The organism is Pantoea sp. E2023-21 (genome assembly GCF_051302795.1).
GTDB lineage: Bacteria > Pseudomonadota > Gammaproteobacteria > Enterobacterales > Enterobacteriaceae > Pantoea > Pantoea ludwigii_A.
Genome location: NZ_CP195344.1, coordinates 2,649,473 through 2,666,805 on the forward strand (window position 1 = coordinate 2,649,473; position 17,333 = coordinate 2,666,805).

Annotated in this window: 19 protein-coding genes and 1 tRNA gene; 7 read left to right on the forward strand and 13 right to left on the reverse strand. The window is 54.3% G+C overall.

Annotation, left to right across the window (positions count from 1 at the left end; genetic code table 11):
* Positions 1-13: 13 nt before the first annotated feature.
* Together bacA and folB are read right to left on the reverse strand one after the other, a co-directional pair.
* Positions 14-832, reverse strand: coding sequence for an undecaprenyl-diphosphate phosphatase (gene bacA, locus ACRQ84_RS12265; RefSeq protein ID WP_064738469.1), 819 nt, complete (start codon positions 830-832; stop codon positions 14-16).
* A 191-nt stretch (positions 833-1,023) separates the two neighbouring features.
* Entirely contained in the window at positions 1,024-1,383 is a 360-nt protein-coding gene (folB, locus tag ACRQ84_RS12270) for a bifunctional dihydroneopterin aldolase/7,8-dihydroneopterin epimerase (RefSeq protein WP_483816213.1), read from the reverse strand.
* A gap of 107 nt (positions 1,384-1,490) precedes the next feature.
* Between folB and plsY the strand changes: the two genes are divergently transcribed.
* Entirely contained in the window at positions 1,491-2,090 is a 600-nt protein-coding gene (gene plsY / locus ACRQ84_RS12275; protein WP_064738467.1) for a glycerol-3-phosphate 1-O-acyltransferase PlsY, read from the forward strand.
* 29 nt (positions 2,091-2,119) lie between these two features.
* Here the strand turns inward: plsY and tsaD are convergent, their stop codons facing one another.
* On the reverse strand, positions 2,120-3,133 hold the full coding sequence (gene tsaD, locus ACRQ84_RS12280) for a tRNA (adenosine(37)-N6)-threonylcarbamoyltransferase complex transferase subunit TsaD (RefSeq protein ID WP_483816214.1): 1,014 nt from the start codon (positions 3,131-3,133) through the stop codon (positions 2,120-2,122).
* 281 nt (positions 3,134-3,414) lie between these two features.
* On the opposite strand from tsaD, the gene rpsU reads away from it, so the two are divergent.
* The 3 genes from rpsU (at position 3,415) to rpoD (ending at position 7,716) form a co-directional block, all read left to right on the forward strand.
* Positions 3,415-3,630 (forward strand): 30S ribosomal protein S21, encoded by a 216-nt coding sequence (rpsU, locus tag ACRQ84_RS12285; RefSeq protein ID WP_008103436.1) that lies wholly within the window; start codon positions 3,415-3,417, stop codon positions 3,628-3,630.
* A 118-nt stretch (positions 3,631-3,748) separates the two neighbouring features.
* Complete coding sequence (gene dnaG, locus ACRQ84_RS12290) at positions 3,749-5,494, forward strand: DNA primase (RefSeq protein ID WP_483816215.1); 1,746 nt, start codon at positions 3,749-3,751, stop codon at positions 5,492-5,494.
* Between the two features lie 380 nt (positions 5,495-5,874).
* A complete protein-coding gene (gene rpoD / locus ACRQ84_RS12295) occupies positions 5,875-7,716 on the forward strand; it encodes an RNA polymerase sigma factor RpoD (RefSeq protein ID WP_064738465.1) in 1,842 nt (613 codons plus the stop codon).
* Between the two features lie 62 nt (positions 7,717-7,778).
* Here the strand turns inward: rpoD and mug are convergent, their stop codons facing one another.
* Positions 7,779-8,294 (reverse strand): G/U mismatch-specific DNA glycosylase, encoded by a 516-nt coding sequence (mug, locus tag ACRQ84_RS12300; protein WP_483816216.1) that lies wholly within the window; start codon positions 8,292-8,294, stop codon positions 7,779-7,781.
* Complete coding sequence (locus ACRQ84_RS12305; RefSeq protein ID WP_483816217.1) at positions 8,291-8,878, reverse strand: TetR/AcrR family transcriptional regulator; 588 nt, start codon at positions 8,876-8,878, stop codon at positions 8,291-8,293. The genes mug and ACRQ84_RS12305 overlap by 4 nt, the downstream gene beginning before the upstream one ends.
* 134 nt (positions 8,879-9,012) lie before the next feature.
* Here ACRQ84_RS12305 and ACRQ84_RS12310 point away from each other — a divergent pair, with 134 nt between their 5' ends.
* The 3 genes from ACRQ84_RS12310 to ACRQ84_RS12320 all read left to right on the forward strand — a co-directional run bounded on the left by ACRQ84_RS12310 (position 9,013) and on the right by ACRQ84_RS12320 (position 10,610).
* Positions 9,013-9,795 (forward strand): SDR family NAD(P)-dependent oxidoreductase, encoded by a 783-nt coding sequence (locus ACRQ84_RS12310; RefSeq protein ID WP_483816218.1) that lies wholly within the window; start codon positions 9,013-9,015, stop codon positions 9,793-9,795.
* Between the two features lie 190 nt (positions 9,796-9,985).
* Positions 9,986-10,061 (forward strand) — tRNA-Ile (locus ACRQ84_RS12315).
* Positions 10,062-10,244: 183 nt separating this feature from the next.
* Entirely contained in the window at positions 10,245-10,610 is a 366-nt protein-coding gene (locus ACRQ84_RS12320) for a hypothetical protein (RefSeq protein WP_483816219.1), read from the forward strand.
* 40 nt (positions 10,611-10,650) lie between these two features.
* Here the strand turns inward: ACRQ84_RS12320 and ACRQ84_RS12325 are convergent, their stop codons facing one another.
* The 8 genes from ACRQ84_RS12325 to ACRQ84_RS12360 form a co-directional block, all read right to left on the reverse strand.
* Positions 10,651-10,869, reverse strand: a complete 219-nt coding sequence (locus tag ACRQ84_RS12325; RefSeq protein ID WP_483816220.1) for a DNA-binding transcriptional regulator — start codon at positions 10,867-10,869, stop codon at positions 10,651-10,653.
* Positions 10,870-10,949: 80 nt separating this feature from the next.
* The gene (locus ACRQ84_RS12330; RefSeq protein WP_483816221.1) at positions 10,950-12,110 is read right to left on the reverse strand and encodes a phage late control D family protein; all 1,161 of its coding nucleotides are present in this window, start codon (positions 12,108-12,110) and stop codon (positions 10,950-10,952) included.
* Positions 12,107-12,634 carry a phage tail protein gene (locus ACRQ84_RS12335; RefSeq protein WP_483816222.1) on the reverse strand — a complete coding sequence of 176 codons (528 nt, stop codon included), beginning with the start codon at positions 12,632-12,634 and terminating at the stop codon, positions 12,107-12,109. The genes ACRQ84_RS12330 and ACRQ84_RS12335 overlap by 4 nt, the downstream gene beginning before the upstream one ends.
* 3 nt (positions 12,635-12,637) lie before the next feature.
* Positions 12,638-15,118: a phage tail tape measure protein gene (locus ACRQ84_RS12340; RefSeq protein WP_483816223.1), complete on the reverse strand. Its 2,481-nt coding sequence runs from the start codon at positions 15,116-15,118 to the stop codon at positions 12,638-12,640.
* On the reverse strand, positions 15,108-15,233 hold the full coding sequence (locus ACRQ84_RS12345; RefSeq protein ID WP_483816224.1) for a GpE family phage tail protein: 126 nt from the start codon (positions 15,231-15,233) through the stop codon (positions 15,108-15,110). Before ACRQ84_RS12345 ends, ACRQ84_RS12340 begins: the two co-directional genes overlap by 11 nt.
* Before the next feature lie 32 nt (positions 15,234-15,265).
* Positions 15,266-15,544, reverse strand: a complete 279-nt coding sequence (locus ACRQ84_RS12350) for a phage tail assembly protein (protein WP_483816225.1) — start codon at positions 15,542-15,544, stop codon at positions 15,266-15,268.
* Positions 15,545-15,606: 62 nt separating this feature from the next.
* A complete protein-coding gene (locus ACRQ84_RS12355) occupies positions 15,607-16,116 on the reverse strand; it encodes a phage major tail tube protein (protein WP_483816226.1) in 510 nt (169 codons plus the stop codon).
* 12 nt (positions 16,117-16,128) lie between these two features.
* The gene (locus ACRQ84_RS12360; RefSeq protein WP_483816227.1) at positions 16,129-17,298 is read right to left on the reverse strand and encodes a phage tail sheath protein; all 1,170 of its coding nucleotides are present in this window, start codon (positions 17,296-17,298) and stop codon (positions 16,129-16,131) included.
* Positions 17,299-17,333: the final 35 nt, after the last annotated feature.

The window sequence follows — 17,333 nt, forward strand, 5'->3', positions numbered from 1 at the left end:
CGCGCGTTGCAACTTACATAAAGACGGCGTAGACCACTGCCGCAACAATGAAGCGGTAGATGGCGAAAGAGACGAACGAGATACGCTTGATGAGCTCAAGGAACACTTTGATCGCCAGCAGCGCCACAACGAAAGCCGTCACAAATCCGACGGCAAACATTGGCAAATCCTGCATCGTCAGGAAGCCCAGGCTCTTGTAGAGATCCAGTCCGGTTGCGCCAATCATCATCGGCACCGCCAGAATGAACGAGAACTCCGATGCCGCATAGCGACTTACGCCCATCAACATACCGCCAGAAATCGTCGCCCCCGAACGCGAGAAGCCCGGCCACAGCGCCAGACACTGGAAGCAGCCAATCATAAACGCCTGACGGTAGGTGATATCGTCCACGCCAACCGCTTTAGGTTGCTTCGGCTTGAAGTATTCCGCCACCAGCAGCAGCACACCACCGACGACCAGCGCATACATTACGTTGATGGGGTTAAACAGCGTTTTGATTTGATCGTGCAGCAACAAACCAATCACCACAGCCGGTACCATTCCCAATAAAATATGAATCAGCGTTAATTTACCGGTACCGACGCCTTCATGTTTGACCTCACCGAAGTGAATCCCAATCAAACCAAACAGGCGACGCCAGAACATCACGACCACAGCCAGAATTGATCCCAACTGAATCACAACTTCGAAGGTTTCAGCGGTCTCACCTTCAAAACCCAGTAGATGGCCAACGATAATCATGTGGCCCGTGGAGGAGACCGGCAGGAATTCCGTGAGGCCTTCTACAACCCCCAGGATTGCAGCTACCCAAAGCTGGTGAATGTCTGCCATCAAAATATTTCCTCTATCCGTTTTAAACAGTAAAAAGGCGGTCGCAAAGGGCTACCGCCTGAAATTATGCCTGCGTCACGCTGAAGGAAACCTTAAGAAATTCAGGTAGAATCTGTTCGTTAGCGCAACGGCCTCAAGTGAGACACACCATAATTTGGTTTGGTTTCATTGTGATGGCAATCACGGAAGATTTATTTCGGAATAGTCCCGCGCTCAATACGCACGCCAACGGTCGCTGCCTGGGCTACAGCGCCCGGTTTACCTACCTTTATTCGCACGCCGGGCGTTTTGAAACGATTCATCAACAGAACGGCGATTTCTTCCGCCACCCTTTCGACCAAAGCAAAACGCTGGCCTTGCAGATGATTGAGGATCACTTCGGTGACATCAGCGTAGCTCAGGCAATCCTTCACATCGTCGCTGGCCGCGGCCTGACGGTTGTCCCACGCCATTTCGACATCGAGCACTAGCTTCTGCTGCATGCCCTGTTCCCAGTCGTAAACGCCAATGGTCGTGAACACGGTAAGCTGCTCGATAAATACGATATCCATGATGTCAGTCTCTGTTTTTGGCTAAGCCGGATACCACTTCCGGCGGATTATGCGTATTATCCACGCTTATCGAGAACAAAACGACCCAAAAGGAACGGTACGATGCTATGAGTGCTATCGCGCTTGGTATGATTATTTTCGCGTATCTGTGCGGCTCGATTTCCAGTGCGATTCTGGTGTGTAAACTGGCTGGTTTACCCGATCCGCGCCTGGAAGGCTCAGGTAATCCTGGCGCGACCAACGTTTTGCGCATTGGAGGCAAAGTTGCCGCTGCCGCGGTACTGATTTTTGACGTGGCGAAAGGCATGCTTCCCGTGTGGATCGCTTATCTGCTGCATGTTACGCCGCTCTATCTTGGATTAACGGCGATTGCTGCCTGCCTCGGCCATATCTATCCAGTATTCTTTCGTTTCCGCGGCGGTAAAGGCGTGGCGACGGCATTTGGTGCCATTGCGCCGATTGGCTGGGATTTAACGGGGTTAATGACCGGTACCTGGCTGCTGACGGTGTTGCTGAGTGGTTACTCCTCACTCGGCGCAATTGTTAGCGCGCTCATCGCACCGTTTTACGTGTGGTGGTTCAAACCACAATTCACTTTTCCCGTATCTATGCTGTCCTGCCTGATTCTGTTGCGGCATCACGACAACATCCAGCGCCTGTGGCGCGGACAGGAAAATAAAATCTGGAAGCGGAAGAAGAAGAAATAAAAAACCGGCGCGAGGCCGGTTTTTTCGTTTTAGATGGCGGGCAATTCTGACAGTGGCCAACGCGGCCGTACACTGACGCCGAGTCCCCCGCTTGTGCCGCCTTTGAGGCGCACCATGCCAGCGTAAGCAATCATCGCACCGTTATCGGTGCAAAACTCAGGGCGCGCATAAAACACTTCGCCGCCACGCTTTTGCATCATCTCGGCCATTCGCTCACGCAGCGTGCGGTTCGCGCTGACGCCACCCGCAATCACCAAACGTTTGAAGCCGGTTTGATCAAGCGCACGTTTGCACTTAATCATCAACGTATCGACCACTGCATCCTCAAACGCGCGGGCGATATCAGCGCGCGCTTGCTCATCGCCCTGATGCTCACGAATGGTGTTTGCCGCAAAAGTCTTTAAGCCGGAGAAGCTGAAATCCAGCCCCGGACGATCGGTCATTGGCCGCGGGAAGCGGAAACGGTTTGGAGTGCCCTGCTGCGCCATGCGCGACAGCATCGGTCCGCCGGGATAATCCAGACCGAGCAATTTGGCCGTTTTATCAAAGGCTTCACCTGCAGCATCGTCAATCGATTCCCCAAGCAAAGTGTATTCTCCAATGCCGGTCACGCTGATTAACTGCGTGTGCCCGCCGGAAACCAGCAGCGCAACAAAGGGAAATTCAGGTGGATTCTCTTCCAGCATCGGCGCCAACAGATGCCCTTCCATGTGATGCACCGGTACTGCCGGCACATTCCAGGCGAACGCCAACGCACGGCCAATGGTGGCACCAACCAGCAGCGCACCCACTAAACCTGGCCCTGCAGTGTAAGCCACACCATCAATTTGCTGCGGCTCAAGGCCGGCTTCTTTTAGTGCAGCCTGAATCAGCGGCACGGTTTTACGTACGTGGTCACGCGATGCCAGTTCAGGCACCACGCCACCGTAATCGGCATGCAGTTTGACCTGGCTATATAATTGATTTGCCAGCAGACCGGACGCATCATCATATATCGCGATGCCGGTTTCATCGCAGGACGTTTCAATACCCAGAACTCGCATAGCTTTTATCACCCTCTTCGTGCGGCGCGCAGTGTAACACAGGCAATTCTTACGCCAGAGACTTTGCCCCTGAAAAAGTGTTTTTCTGTCGCACAAAGAGTGCGCTATACTCCACGGCCTGAAAAAACCGGCAGCCGCGATGGCATATGCCCCTGTTGGTTCTAAATTATACATGGTGCTTTACAAGTCAGCCGCGGCTGGAGTAAAATGCTGCACCATTTTGAAATGTGCTGGCGCCGCAGTCAGCAGCAAAAACCGAATTTTATCGAGGTAAGAGTTACATGCCGGTAATTAAAGTACGTGAAAACGAGCCGTTCGACGTAGCACTGCGTCGCTTTAAGCGTTCATGCGAGAAAGCAGGTGTTTTGGCAGAAGTTCGTAGCCGTGAGTTCTACGAGAAGCCTACCACTGAGCGTAAGCGCGCTAAAGCATCTGCAGTTAAGCGTCACGCCAAGAAACTGGCTCGCGAAAACGCACGCCGCACTCGTCTGTACTAATTTCTTGCGGAAGTTCGCTTCCGCCGCGTGATAAACGCAGACAGAGTCAAGTAAAAGGCCGTGCTTTCCGAAAGGAAGCGCGGCTTGTTGTCGTTTATGAGCTGAAAAATCGGGGCTTATGGCTGGACGAATTCCACGCATATTTATCAACGACTTACTTGCCCGCACGGACATCGTGGATATCATCGATGCTCGCGTTAAGCTGAAAAAGCAGGGTAAGAACTATCACGCGTGCTGTCCTTTTCATAATGAGAAAACCCCCTCTTTCACCGTAAGCGGTGAGAAGCAGTTTTATTACTGCTTCGGCTGTGGCGCCAAAGGCAACGCTATCGACTTCCTGATGAATCACGATCGTCTGGAATTTGTTGAAAGCGTTGAGGAGCTGGCCACGCTTCATGGCTTAGAAGTGCCCTATGAAGCGGGCAATGGCCCTAGCCAGATGGAGCGCCATCAACGTCAAAGTCTTTATCAGTTGCTGGAAGGTCTTAACGACTTCTATCAACAGAGCCTGCGTAATCCACAAGCGCAATCTGCACAGCACTATCTCGCCACCCGTGGTCTTAGTCAGGAAGTGATCGATCACTTCGCTATCGGCTATGCACCTGCCGGTTGGGATAATGCACTGAAGCGCTTTGGGCAGCAGAAAGATGATCGCGAATCACTGATGGAAGCCGGCATGTTGGTCAGCAATGACTCAGGCCGCACCTATGATCGCTTCCGCGATCGCGTGATGTTCCCTATCCGCGATAAGCGTGGCCGCGTGATTGGTTTTGGTGGTCGCGTGCTGGGCAACGACACGCCGAAGTATCTGAACTCGCCTGAAACACCGATTTTCCATAAAGGCCGCCAGTTATACGGGCTTTATGAAGCGCAGAAAAATCATCCGCAACCCACGCGTTTACTGGTTGTCGAAGGTTATATGGACGTGGTGGCACTGGCGCAATTCGGCATTGATTATGCTGTAGCGTCGTTAGGCACCTCGACCACTGCTGAACACGTTCAGCTGCTTTACCGTTCAACCGATACCGTGATTTGCTGTTATGACGGTGACCGAGCCGGACGTGAAGCGGCATGGCGTACGCTCGAAACTGCATTGCCTTACATGAATGATGGTCGTCAGCTACGCTTTATGTTTTTGCCTGATGGCGAGGATCCGGACACGCTGGTACGCAAAGAGGGCAAAGCAGCCTTTGAAGCGCGGATGGAGCAAGCTACACCGCTCTCCACGTTTTTGTTCGACAGCCTGATGCCGCAAGTGGATTTGAGCACACGCGACGGCAAGACCAAGCTGGCGACACTGGCGTTACCGCTGATCAGTCAGATCCCCGGTGAAACGCTGCGCATTTATATGCGTCAAACATTGGGTAATAAACTTGGGATTCTTGACGATAACCAGTTAGACAAGCTGATGCCGAAGCTGGCAGAAAGTGGCGTGCTGCCAACTGCCCCTCCGTTGAAACGCACCACCATGCGCGTGTTGATTGCGTTATTAGTGCAGAACCCACAGTTTGCCTCCATCGTGCCTACACTGGATGGATTAGAGCAGTCGAAAATGGCGGGTTTACCGCTATTTGTGGAGTTAGTCAGCCGTTGTACAGAGAATCCTGGCTTGACCACCGGACAGCTACTAGAGTTATATCGCGGAACAAATTTTAGCCAGACCCTTGAAACACTGGCCACCTGGAACCACATGATAGTGGATGAAGAGGCGGAAGAAGTGTTCCAGGATTCACTGGCGAGCATTTACGATTCCGCGCTCGAACAGCGCCTTGAAGCGCTGATCGCACGCGAGCGAACTGAAGGCTTAAGCGCCATCGAACGCCGCGAATTCTGGGCTTTAAGCCAGGCATTAGCGAAAAAATAAGATTTTAACTGGGTCTGAACGGCAAGCACGTTAAAAACCGCATTCTGGCTCAGTCATTTCCGGATTGTTAGACGCGATAAGCGAACCGGAAAACAAACAGCTCAAGATTTAGAGGCATTAACGTCGCAGCCAGTTTCAGTGCTGCCAGCGCGCAGCACCCGGAGCGTACTGAAGTACGTGAGGAGTGCGAGCACTGCCAGCGCTGAAAATGGCAAGTAAGTTAGCCTCGGAAAGAACACAAGCGGCTTAAGTGCCGATTATATGAGGGCAAAGGCCCTGGCCGCGATGTAGGCAGCGGCAAAAACACAACGCCTTCACTGTTATAGTTGGCTCGCGCCGACCGACACCAATCTAATTAACAGAAGTGTGGATACCGTCTTATGGAGCAAAACCCGCAGTCACAGCTTAAGCTACTTGTCACCCGTGGTAAGGAGCAAGGCTATTTGACCTATGCTGAGGTCAATGACCATCTGCCGGAAGATATCGTCGACTCCGATCAGATCGAAGACATCATCCAGATGATTAATGACATGGGTATTCAGGTTGTAGAAGAAGCGCCTGATGCTGATGATCTGATACTGAATGAAAACAGCTCCGATACTGACGAAGATGCCGCAGAAGCCGCCGCTCAGGTTTTATCCAGTGTTGAATCTGAAATTGGCCGTACTACCGACCCGGTGCGCATGTATATGCGTGAAATGGGTACCGTTGAACTGCTGACGCGTGAAGGCGAAATTGACATCGCTAAGCGCATCGAAGACGGTATCAATCAGGTCCAATGCTCTGTAGCCGAATATCCGGAAGCGATCACCTATCTGCTCGATCAGTATGATCGCGTAGAAGCGGGCGACTATCGACTGTCAGACTTAATCATCGGATTCATCGATCCTAACGCGGAAGAAGATATCGCGCCGACCGCCACGCACGTGGGTTCTGAGTTATCTCAGGAAGATCGGAATGACGACGAAGAAGAAGATGAAGAGGATGATGACAGCTCTGACGACGATAATTCTATCGACCCAGAACTGGCTCGCGAGAAGTTTGGCGACCTGCGTACGCAGTACGAAACGACGCGTACCGTCATCAAAGCCAAAGGCCGCAGCCATGCTGACGCCGTTGCTGAAATCCAGAACCTCTCTGAAGTGTTCAAGCAGTTCCGCCTGGTACCGAAGCAGTTCGATTACCTGGTAAACAATATGCGTGAAATGATGGAGCGCGTGCGTACGCAAGAGCGCCTGATCATGAAGCTGTGTATTGAACTGTGCAAAATGCCGAAGAAAAACTTCATCACGTTGTTTACCGGCAACGAAACTAACCCAAGCTGGTTTAAAGCCGCGCTGGCTATGAACAAGCCATGGTCAGAAAAACTGCTGGAAGTTGAAGATGATGTGAATCGTTCGCTGTACAAACTGCAGCAGATCGAAGAAGAAACTGGCTTGACCATCGAGCAGGTGAAGGACATCAACCGTCGCATGTCAATTGGCGAAGCGAAAGCGCGTCGTGCGAAGAAAGAGATGGTTGAAGCGAACTTACGTCTGGTTATCTCCATCGCGAAGAAATACACCAACCGTGGTCTGCAGTTCCTCGATCTGATTCAGGAAGGCAACATCGGCTTGATGAAAGCGGTTGATAAGTTTGAATACCGTCGTGGTTATAAGTTCTCAACTTACGCGACATGGTGGATTCGTCAGGCTATCACCCGCTCTATCGCTGACCAGGCGCGCACCATCCGTATTCCGGTGCATATGATTGAGACTATCAACAAACTCAACCGTATTTCGCGTCAGATGCTGCAAGAGATGGGTCGCGAACCGACGCCGGAAGAGTTGGCTGAACGTATGCTGATGCCGGAAGATAAGATCCGCAAAGTGCTGAAAATTGCTAAAGAGCCAATCTCTATGGAGACGCCGATTGGTGATGATGAAGATTCGCATCTGGGCGATTTTATCGAAGACACCACGCTGGAGCTGCCGCTGGATTCCGCAACCTCGGAAAGCCTGCGCTCAGCTACCCACGACGTGTTGGCTGGCCTGACTGCGCGTGAAGCGAAAGTTCTGCGTATGCGTTTCGGTATTGATATGAACACCGACCACACGCTGGAAGAGGTAGGCAAACAGTTTGACGTAACGCGTGAGCGTATTCGTCAGATCGAAGCCAAGGCGCTGCGTAAACTGCGTCACCCAAGCCGCTCTGAAGTACTGCGTAGCTTCCTCGACGATTAATCGTTGTCGAGACGAAAAAACCCCGGCTTGCCGGGGTTTTTTATTGCCTGAAAATCAGTGTTTCACGCGTTAATCTGCAGCCAGTCATGCAGTTGGCGATAAGATTCGACCATCTCTTCCAGCGTCGCACGATTCAAACCGCTCGGATTGGGCAGCACCCACAGACGCGTTTCACCCAGCGTTTGCGACTGTTCGCCCCACTCGACCTTGCGCTGGCGAAACGCTTTCTGAAAAGCATCCTTGCCCAACACCGCCAACGCACGCGGCTGATAGCGGAGAATCTTTTGCTGCAAACGTGAGCCACCGTCGCGAAGCTCATCACCGCCTAGCTCATTAGCCTGCACTGTCGGACGCTCAACCAGCATCGTGATGCCACAGCCGGTTTCCATCAGCCGCTGCTCCTGTTCGGGTTTAAGCAACTCACGCGTAAAGCCAGCCTGATATATCACTTTCCAGAAACGATTACCGGGATGCGCAAAGTGAAATCCGGTGTGCGCCGACGACTTGCCCGGATTAATGCCACAGAACAGTACCTGTAAATCAGGCGCAATGATGTCGCGGATATCGTGCTCACTCATGCAGCCTCCAGTCCGGCGCGTTGTTTAACCGATCGACGGCTGCTTGCTAACATAGTGCGAGCCTCCTCATGGTCCGGACAGGCGCGTGCCATTGCTACCGCGCCTACCATCTCAGCCAATATCGTGGTGGACGCGTCGTCCGCGTGCGGATGATTGAGTTCACGTAGCGTCATTGCCAAACGCTGCCGCATCGCTTCTCGTTGCTGGGAAAATAGCGTGCGCGCCTCGACCGGCAAATGCGCCATTTCACTTATCAGCGCAGGAAGCGGACAGCCTTCACCCGGCGTGTTGCAATGCTGCTCAGACAAATAGTTATCAATCAGCTGATTCAGTCGTTCAGCGGGATCGTTGATTGAAGTGATACCCGCAAAGCGGCGCGCTGAATCGGTAAACATTTCAGCAATCACCGCTTGCACCAGATCCTCGCGAGAAGCGAAATGTGCATAAAATCCGCCGTGTGTTAAGCCCACGCGCTTCATCAGCGCTGCGACGCCAATGCTTTCAGTTCCGTTCTCGCGCATCACCACAGAGGCCTCATCCAAAATGCGCTGTCGTGTACGCGCTTTATGGCTCAGCTTTTCCATCTTTATTGACTCCGACATCGTTGATGGCAATCAGTGTAATTATTACAACCATCATATTCTAGCTTGACGGTAAATATTATGATCGTCATATTAAACCACGTAAATATGATAACCATCATCCAGAGGAGCATTCCATGTCACAACAATTGGCTTTGATCACCGGCGCATCAAGTGGTATTGGCGCGACCTATGCAAAACAACTGGCAGCACACGGCACAAACCTGATTCTGGTGGCGCGCGATGAAGCCAGGCTCAAGGCATTGGCACAATCACTGCGCGAGGCGCACGGCGTTGAAGTCGGCGTATTAGTTGCAGACCTAACCAGGCACGATGATTTGCAAAGAATCGATCGCGAAATCCAGCAAAATAATGCAATTACTCTTTTGATCAACAACGCTGGCATGACAGTAGAAGGCGAATTTCTTGACGGTGACATCGCGAAAATACAAACGATGCTAACGTTGAATATCGTTGCGCTGACGCAGCTGGCCCACAGTGCAGCCCAGGTATTTCGTGCACGTCACACTGGCACGATTGTGAATATTGCTTCGGTGCTAGCGCTGGTGAGCGAATCGGCAAATGGGGCGTACAACGCCAGTAAAGCGTATGTGCTTTCCCTGACTCGTAATCTGCATCGCGAATTAGCCGATAGTGGTGTGCGTGTGCAAGCTGTACTGCCCGGTTTAACGCGTACCGAGATCTTTGAGCGCGCAGGAAAATCTATCCACGAACTTCCGGCAGAGATGTTGATGGAAGTGGACGATTTAGTCTCGGCAGCGCTACGTGGACTTGATGCCGGTGAGTTGGTGACTATCCCATCCGTGGAAGATATGCAGCTTTGGCAAACGTACGAAGAGGCACGCATCGCCATATTGCCCTTCATCTCGCTCAACAAGCCTGCATCACGCTATTTGTAGCATTGGCAAACTTTCGAATGAGCCTGGTCTCAAAAAACCAATGATGATTGGGCGCTTAATAAGCGATAAAGCATGGGATGATAGATTTTTCTATTTGAGATCAAAGAGTCAGCCATTGCTGTAATTTTCACCAACCAAATGGTGAACTCTGGATCACCCTAACAAGATACTCTATAATCCCCGCTCCGCTGGCCCCTTAGCTCAGTGGTTAGAGCAGGCGACTCATAATCGCTTGGTCGCTGGTTCAAACCCAGCAGGGGCCACCAAATTTAGTGACGAAAATCATACACTTAAGCCACCTAAGCCGGTGGCTTTTTTGTTTCCGCTTTTTGAAGTGGCGATGAAATGGCGATGGAATTTTACCTACATCGCGCCCTGCCCTCAAAATTTCGAGCAAACTGCCGATAGGGCTATGGTTATCATTTCGTTTTTTGAACAAGGAGTTCACTATGAAAAAGATCTTTGGGTTGGCAGTTCTACTATGCTCTTTTGCCGCGCAGGCTGGTTTCATACACCCTATGAAATTTGATGGTTCAGAGGCACAAAAACAGGAAGTAATAAACTTCATACAAGCAAGAGTAAAAGCTGATTACTGCGACGGGCAGTTAGATATGTGTCAGCCCACAACCTTGCGCATGATGGAGCAGCAAAACCTTTCGGCTTTCAAAAAGCTAACTAAGGCGCAAGACAGAAAAGTGCTGGATCGAGTAATCAAAGATTATTGCGATGGGAGTTTAGATATGTGCAATTACACAATTATCGAAATGATGTATCAGCAGAACTTAAAAGCTAGTGGCGAACAGCTCACTTGGTAAAAAAATAAACCACCGGCTTTTCGGTGGTTTATCTTCTAACTCAATGTAATGCTAATGACTGCTGGCCGTGTTGATTGTGGGGCGCCACCATATTCACTGTGCCGGGGCAAACAATCATTAAAGCAATTGATTCATGCGTTTTGAAAGTGCAACTGCAATTGATATTCGTGCACTGGTGATAGCGCTCTTTAGTTTCTTTTGAAATATATCTGCTGCTTTTGGCGTGTGCTGCGTTCTGACATAGCGGGCAATGCATCATCGGTGGCGTCTCCCTGTTGGCTCGTAACTTTAATACGGCAAATTCACCAAAAGAGCAACAAAATTCACTTATTGTGAATTTTAGTTTTCATCTACGGCTTGATAGTCAACATCCGAAAGTAATACCTCGAACTCCAGCTGCGTGGTGTAACCCCCACTGCTTAGGTTGTGCGTCACCTTGCTGATAAGCCATGGTTGGGCGTCGATCACTGATTTAAAGCCGCTGACTTTAACCGGCGTTTCCGGGTACAGGTCGGCGCGCCCCATAGCCAGCGTGAGCGAAAACTCTGCCACACCTCGCTGCAGTTTCTCCCACTTCGCCTTTGCCGCGCTCATTGCAGTTTTCTGGCTGGAAAAGACTGTCGTTAACGTAAGTACGTTGTCCTGGCTGCCTTCTAAGTAATTACCTTCTTTTGCTTCTGGCACTTTCTCCTTCTTTGCGGTGGTCTTCTTCGCGTCAGGGTGCACCACGGTGCTCTGCTGCTGTGCTTTTGGCTTGCGCTGCAGCTTCACTTTCTTCGGCTTCGGGTCTTTGGTGTACAGCCAGCTCGCCGACACGCCGGTGTAAGCACCGCGATCGGCAATGCTGAAACTGTGCTGGTCGCCGTCTTTGCGTGTGATGGTCATCTGCGGGATCGGCTTGCCGCTGAGGGTGACGCCGTTCCCCGGCCGGATAAACAGCAGCCGCCCGGCCTTTATCGCCGCAACCGCGCCATACAGCGTGGCAAGGCGGGTTAAAAACTTCGCATCGGTTTCCTGCGTCTGGTCGATGTGCGCTACCGAAATCGCTGCAAAGCCGTCGGCCAGCATGGCTTTCAGGTTGTTGCGTCCGGCAATCTGCTCGACGATCGCGCCCAGTGTGGTGTCGTGATAGGACACCTCGCGCCGGGAATTCAGCGAGCCGCGAAAGTCAGCGCTGCGGGCGCGGATGGTCATGGTGTCCGGCGCACCGTGGTGCTCGACTTCATCCACGGTAAACGTGCCTTTACCTATCAGCGCCTGCCCCTTCCAGCCGAGAAACAGCAAAAGCTCAGCGCCGCGCACCGGCATTGCCAGTTTGCCGTCGGCGTCGTCCAGCTCAATGTCGAGCTGATCAGCCTCAAAGCCGCGGTTATCGGTGAGAGTTAGCGAAATCAGCCGGTCGCGCAGGTTGGTCGTCACGTCCTTAGAGTTCACCTTGAGCAAAAAATCCGGCGTCAGGCGTGAGCCCATCTGCACCGGTAAGCCACTGATGCCGGTCATCCGAACAGGCCTCCCGCCGATGAAACCAAGCTGCCCGCCGCTGATTTTGCGCTGTCGATGGCCGTGGTGATTTGCTCTGGCAGATTACTCACGCCACCGATCAAACCGTTAGCCTGCTTGTTCAGGTCGCCAAACATCGAGGTGAGCGATTCATCCACACGCTTGAGGTTCAGGGTAAACATGATTTTGCTGGCCGCGCCGTTGGGGAAAAACTCGCTGTGCGTGTTCGAAATGCCCTCAATCACGTACATGCCGTAAATCATGCCGCTGCCGCCAATCAGCGGCCACGCCATGCCCTGATCGGCCAGCAGGCGCACCGTCATCAGTGAAACCGCGCCGCCGGTGATTTCCGGGCGCAGCTCACCCGACAGCGTGATTTTCTCATCGCCCACGCCGATAAACTGCGCCGCCGGTCGCTGCCCGATACGGCTGTTCGTCGGCCAGCGGTAGTCGATATTCTGCTGCAGCTCGCCGTAGGGCAGCGTCTGCCGCATGAACGGCATCATGCCGTAAATCATCATCATCGTTTAATCCTCCCAGCTCATTTTGCTGCGGTTCTGCGCCTGCCGGTTGCGCTGCTCTTTCGCCTGATGCTGCGCCATCAGCGCCAGCGCATCGTCTTTGGTCATGCCTTCGTACATCTTGATTTCATACTGGTAGGTGTTCTGGCTGCGATCGGTAAAACCGCCACCCGCAGACGGTGCAGACACCGGGCGATACGGCGCGCCGCCGGTTGCCAGACTGTACTGCAGACCATTGGTTTCCACGCCCGCGCCGCCGGTCGCCAGCGGATCGGGTGACGGCACTTTGTCTTTAATACCGCTGGATTTGGTGTCGATAACGCCGAGCTTTTCCAGCACCCAGTCGATGCCGGCGCGTAGCTGATCGAGTGCGAGGCTCGGGATTTTCAACGCTCCGGCCAGCATGTTGCCGAACTTCTTGCCCATCTCACCGGCCGATGCCAGCTCCGACTGAGTGGACTTCACCGGCTCCAGCAGGCGGCCGAACCATTCCCACAGCTCTTTCACCTTGCCGCCCAACCATTCAAACGGCGGTTTGAGCGAGCCAAACGACTCACCAATCGGACCCATCGCGGCGGTAAAGCCTGCGGCGACGCCCGACATAAAGGCGCTGATAGGCTCCCAGTATTTACGCACCAGCAGCGCACCGGCGACGATAGCCGCACCGACAGCCAGCACCGGCAGCGTGATTGCGCCGAGCACCGTGACAATCGCGCCACCGGCAATGCTGAATCCGACGCTCAGCATGCCCGCGCCCGCGATAAGCGCATTGATGCCCATCATTACCGGCCAGACAACCAGCCCCACGCCACCGAGCACCGCCGCTACTCCGGCAATCGCACCGGTTACCATCACCAGATTGGACGCGAGGGTGGGATTTTTAGTCACCCACGCATCAAGCTTTTCAATCCACTTCGTCGCGCTTTTGGTCATTACGCGAAGATGGCCATCCATCCCTTTAAAGGCATTAAAGCGCAGCCCCTCAAACGATCCCTTAAGCTTCGCCACGTCGCCCGACAGGTTATCGCGCAGCGTGTTGCCCATGCGCTCGGCCGCGCCGGTGACATCGCCGAGCTGGTTTTTCACGCCTGCCAGCGCGCCGAGAAACGCCGGTATCTGATCAACGGATAAATCTTCGACCGGTGTACCGAACAGCGAAATCGCCGCGTTAGCCCGCGCGGCCGGGTCTTTAATGGCAAGCAATCCCTTTGCCGTCTTCTGCATCGCCACGCGGGCTTTATCACCGCCACTGGCAATATCACGTGACATCTTTTTCGCGTTGAGGCCAATTTCCTGATAGGCGGCGACACTGTTTTTTGACATGTCCGAGCCGCGAATGCTGAATTCCTTTACCGCGTCACCGGTCTTGTCGAGCGCGAACTTGCCCTGCTTCGACATATCAACCAGCAGCGACATGGCTTCCGCGCCGGTGAATCCCATATTGCGGAAGTGTGTTGAATACTCGTGCAGGATTTCGGGCATCTCGCCGCGCATGCCCGCCGATACGCGCTGCATGCCGGAAACGATGAGATCCAGCGCCTCGTCGCTGTTGGCCGCCAGCTTGTTTTTCATCATGATCGCGGCAATCTGAATGCTTTCGGCGGTGTCGGTGCCGAAAGTGGACTGCATATCCAGCGCCTTACGGGTGATGCGGTCTAACTCCGCTTCGCCCACGTTACCCAGTGTGCCGAGCGTGCTGCGTACCGCCGACACCGCATCGGTGATTTGCTCGATGTCGCCGTTCACGCCCGACGCATTGATGCGCTGAATGGCTGCGGTGTACTCGCCACCTTTTGCCGCGCTTTCGCCCTGGCGGGCGGCAATCAGCGCGCCGCTGTGCTGCGTCTGTATTTCTGGCGCCATTAACCGGCTACCGGCATAGAGCGCGGCTGTCCCTCCGGCAAACGCGGCCGCGCCACCGTTGCGCACCTTCGCGGATAACTCCTGCCCGCGCCGGTAGCGCTCGCTGACGCGGTTGAGCCGTTCCTGCTGTGAGTTGAGGCGCTGCAGCTCCAGCTTTTGCCGGTTGAGGTTCTGGGTTGCCTGCGCGGCGGCCTCTTTCAGTCGCCGCTGCTCGCTGCTCAGGTTACGCGTTGAAATGCCCGCCGCCGCCAGCGCGTCGCGCTGCTGCTGCACCGACAGGCGCAGCGAGTTTGATTTGGTCTGCAGCGCGGCCGCTGCCTGCTTTGCCTTCTCCAGCTCGCGCGCCTGCTGTGCGGTGGGGCGGGCGGTGTTGCGAAACGTCACGGCCAGCGCTTCGGCCTCGACTTTGGCGCTTTTCAGCTTTTGCTGCGTAACGGCCAGCTGTGCGCTGGTCTGGCGGAAACCGTCGATTTTCCCTGCCTGCACATCCAGATCCCGGATGTTGTCCTGCGTCTGGCGGATGCCGGTCGCAAGTCCTTTAGTGGCAGTCTGCACGGCTTTGAAAGGTCGCGATGCACGGTCTACCGCGTTCAGCAGCACCTGCACCTTGAGGTTATTGCTCATACGGGTCTGCTCCGCTGCGGATCAAGGCTTTGTGCCGCCACTCCAGCAGTTCGGCCAGCGGCATGGCGTACATCTCGGAGGGCGGCCAGTGGAATATCGTGGCGACATCGGCCATCAGGTCGTTGACCGTCAGGCCGCCCGGCCAGGCTATTCGGCCGACTTCGAGGTTAAAAAAACAATCACCTTGCCGCCGAGCGAAATCAGGTCAACCGGATCGAGGTTGTTACACTCCGCCTTGGTCAGCGAAGGCGAGGTGATGCGCGGCAGCACGGTCAGCAGCGCGTCAACGTCCGACTGACACAAATCCGCCAGGCGCACGCCGCGCAGGCTTCCGGCGGTTGGTTTAATCAGCTCAACCTGTGTAATCTCGGTGTCACCACGCTTAATTGGGGTTTCAAAAATGACGGTATTTTCATTCTGTTCCATATTTGTGTTCTCTATTCACTGTAGTCAGGGAAGGCCAGCACCGAACGGAGCTGGCATCTGTGTTAAACGAGGCCGATGTTCTTGCGGCGCTGCTCAAGGCGGTCAACGCCGTTGACCTTTTCCACCATGTTGATGGTGTCGATCTCAATCAGCTCTTTGCCGTTCCACGTCAGCTTGAAATAGGTGTTCTTACTGGTGATTTTGGTTTCAGTGTCCTCGCCCTGTTTGGCTTCGCCAAAGTCAAAGCTCTGGTGCTTGCCGCGAACCTCGACCTCGACCGCGATTTCTTCGCCGGTGTCGTCGCGCTGATACGAGCCGGTAAAGCGCATCGGGACAGCGGATGCGCCCCACTGTGAGAGCACCAGCTCATCAATGCCGCCGATAGTCCATTCCATATCAAGCGCGTCATCTTCCAGCCCGTTGTCGATGAAGGCCGCACCGCTCATGCCACCTGCGCGGTACGCGTCGAGCTTGCGCGCCAGCTTCGGCAACGTCACGGCGGTGACAACGCCCTGATAGCTGTTTGCGTCGTTGAACAGGTTCATGCCTTTTAATTTGCGTGGCAGTGCCATTTATCCGGCTCCTTAGCTGTTTACGGATGCGGCGAAAGTCGCCAGATAGCTGTCGGTAATGCGCTGGCGGAACGTTAAATCTTCCAGCGGCGGAACCGGCGTGTAGTCGTAGTCGATAAAGAGTTTGCCTGCTTTCAGGGTGTCTTTATCGTTGGCGCTTTCGTCATACCAGGCGGACGCGCCTAGCAGATAACCGGCGCTCACCAGCTCGCGGAATTTGGCGTTGATGCCCGCGATAATCTCTTTCACCAGCACCGGCGTCAGCGGCTTATCGACAGCCCACATGTGCGCCTCGGCGATGGTGTCCGCCAGCACCTGCGCGGTGCGGGTGTAGTTCTCGAACTGGAACAACGGGTCATCGCTGCAAGTGCGGTTACCCCAGAAGCGGAAACCGTCCTTGCGGATAAGCGTGGTGACGTCCGCCTCGTTGAGTAAATCGGCATCAGTGCCGACCTGCTGCAAGTCCCAGAACACCGACGCGGAAATCCCGGTTACGCCGTTAACGCCGACGTTTGACAGGGTTTTATGCCAGCCGGTGTCGTTGTCGATTTTGGCGCGCAGGCCCAGCGCGCGGGCGGTGGCGTAGGCCACGTCCGATTTGTTGGTGGTGGTGTTCCACGCAAGGAAATCCGGCCAGATCACCATGATTTCGCGCTGGCTGAAATTCTGGCGGTACAGGCGGGCGTCTGAAATGGTGCTGCATTCCCACGCCGACACGTAGGCGAAGGCGCGCAGCTGCTGCGCGATACTGGCAAGCGCGGTCGCCACTTCCAGTGAGTCGAGTCCCGGCACGCCGATGATACGCGGCTTCACGTCGAGCTGTGTCTGCGCGGCGAGCAACGCTTTCATGCCGGTGTACTGGCCGTTGAGGTCAGTGCCGCCGATGATGTTGGAAATGGTTTCGGCTTCGTCGTCGCCTTCGGCCACGCGCACCACGACGGTGACGGGCTTCGACTGATCGGCGATTGCCTGCAGCACGGCGGCGAGCGTGCCTTTGACGCCAGCTTTGCCGACTGCGCCCTGAACGTTGGTGATAAGCACCGGGGTATTGAGCGGAAAGGTTGCCGCGTCCGCATCGTCGGCGGTGCAGACTACGCCGACAATAGCGGTGGATACGGTAGAAATGGTGCGCGTGCCGTCGTTGACTTCGACAACCCGGACACCGTGATGATAATCGGCCATCTGTTGCACTCCTGATTAAAGGTGTGCTCAGAGTG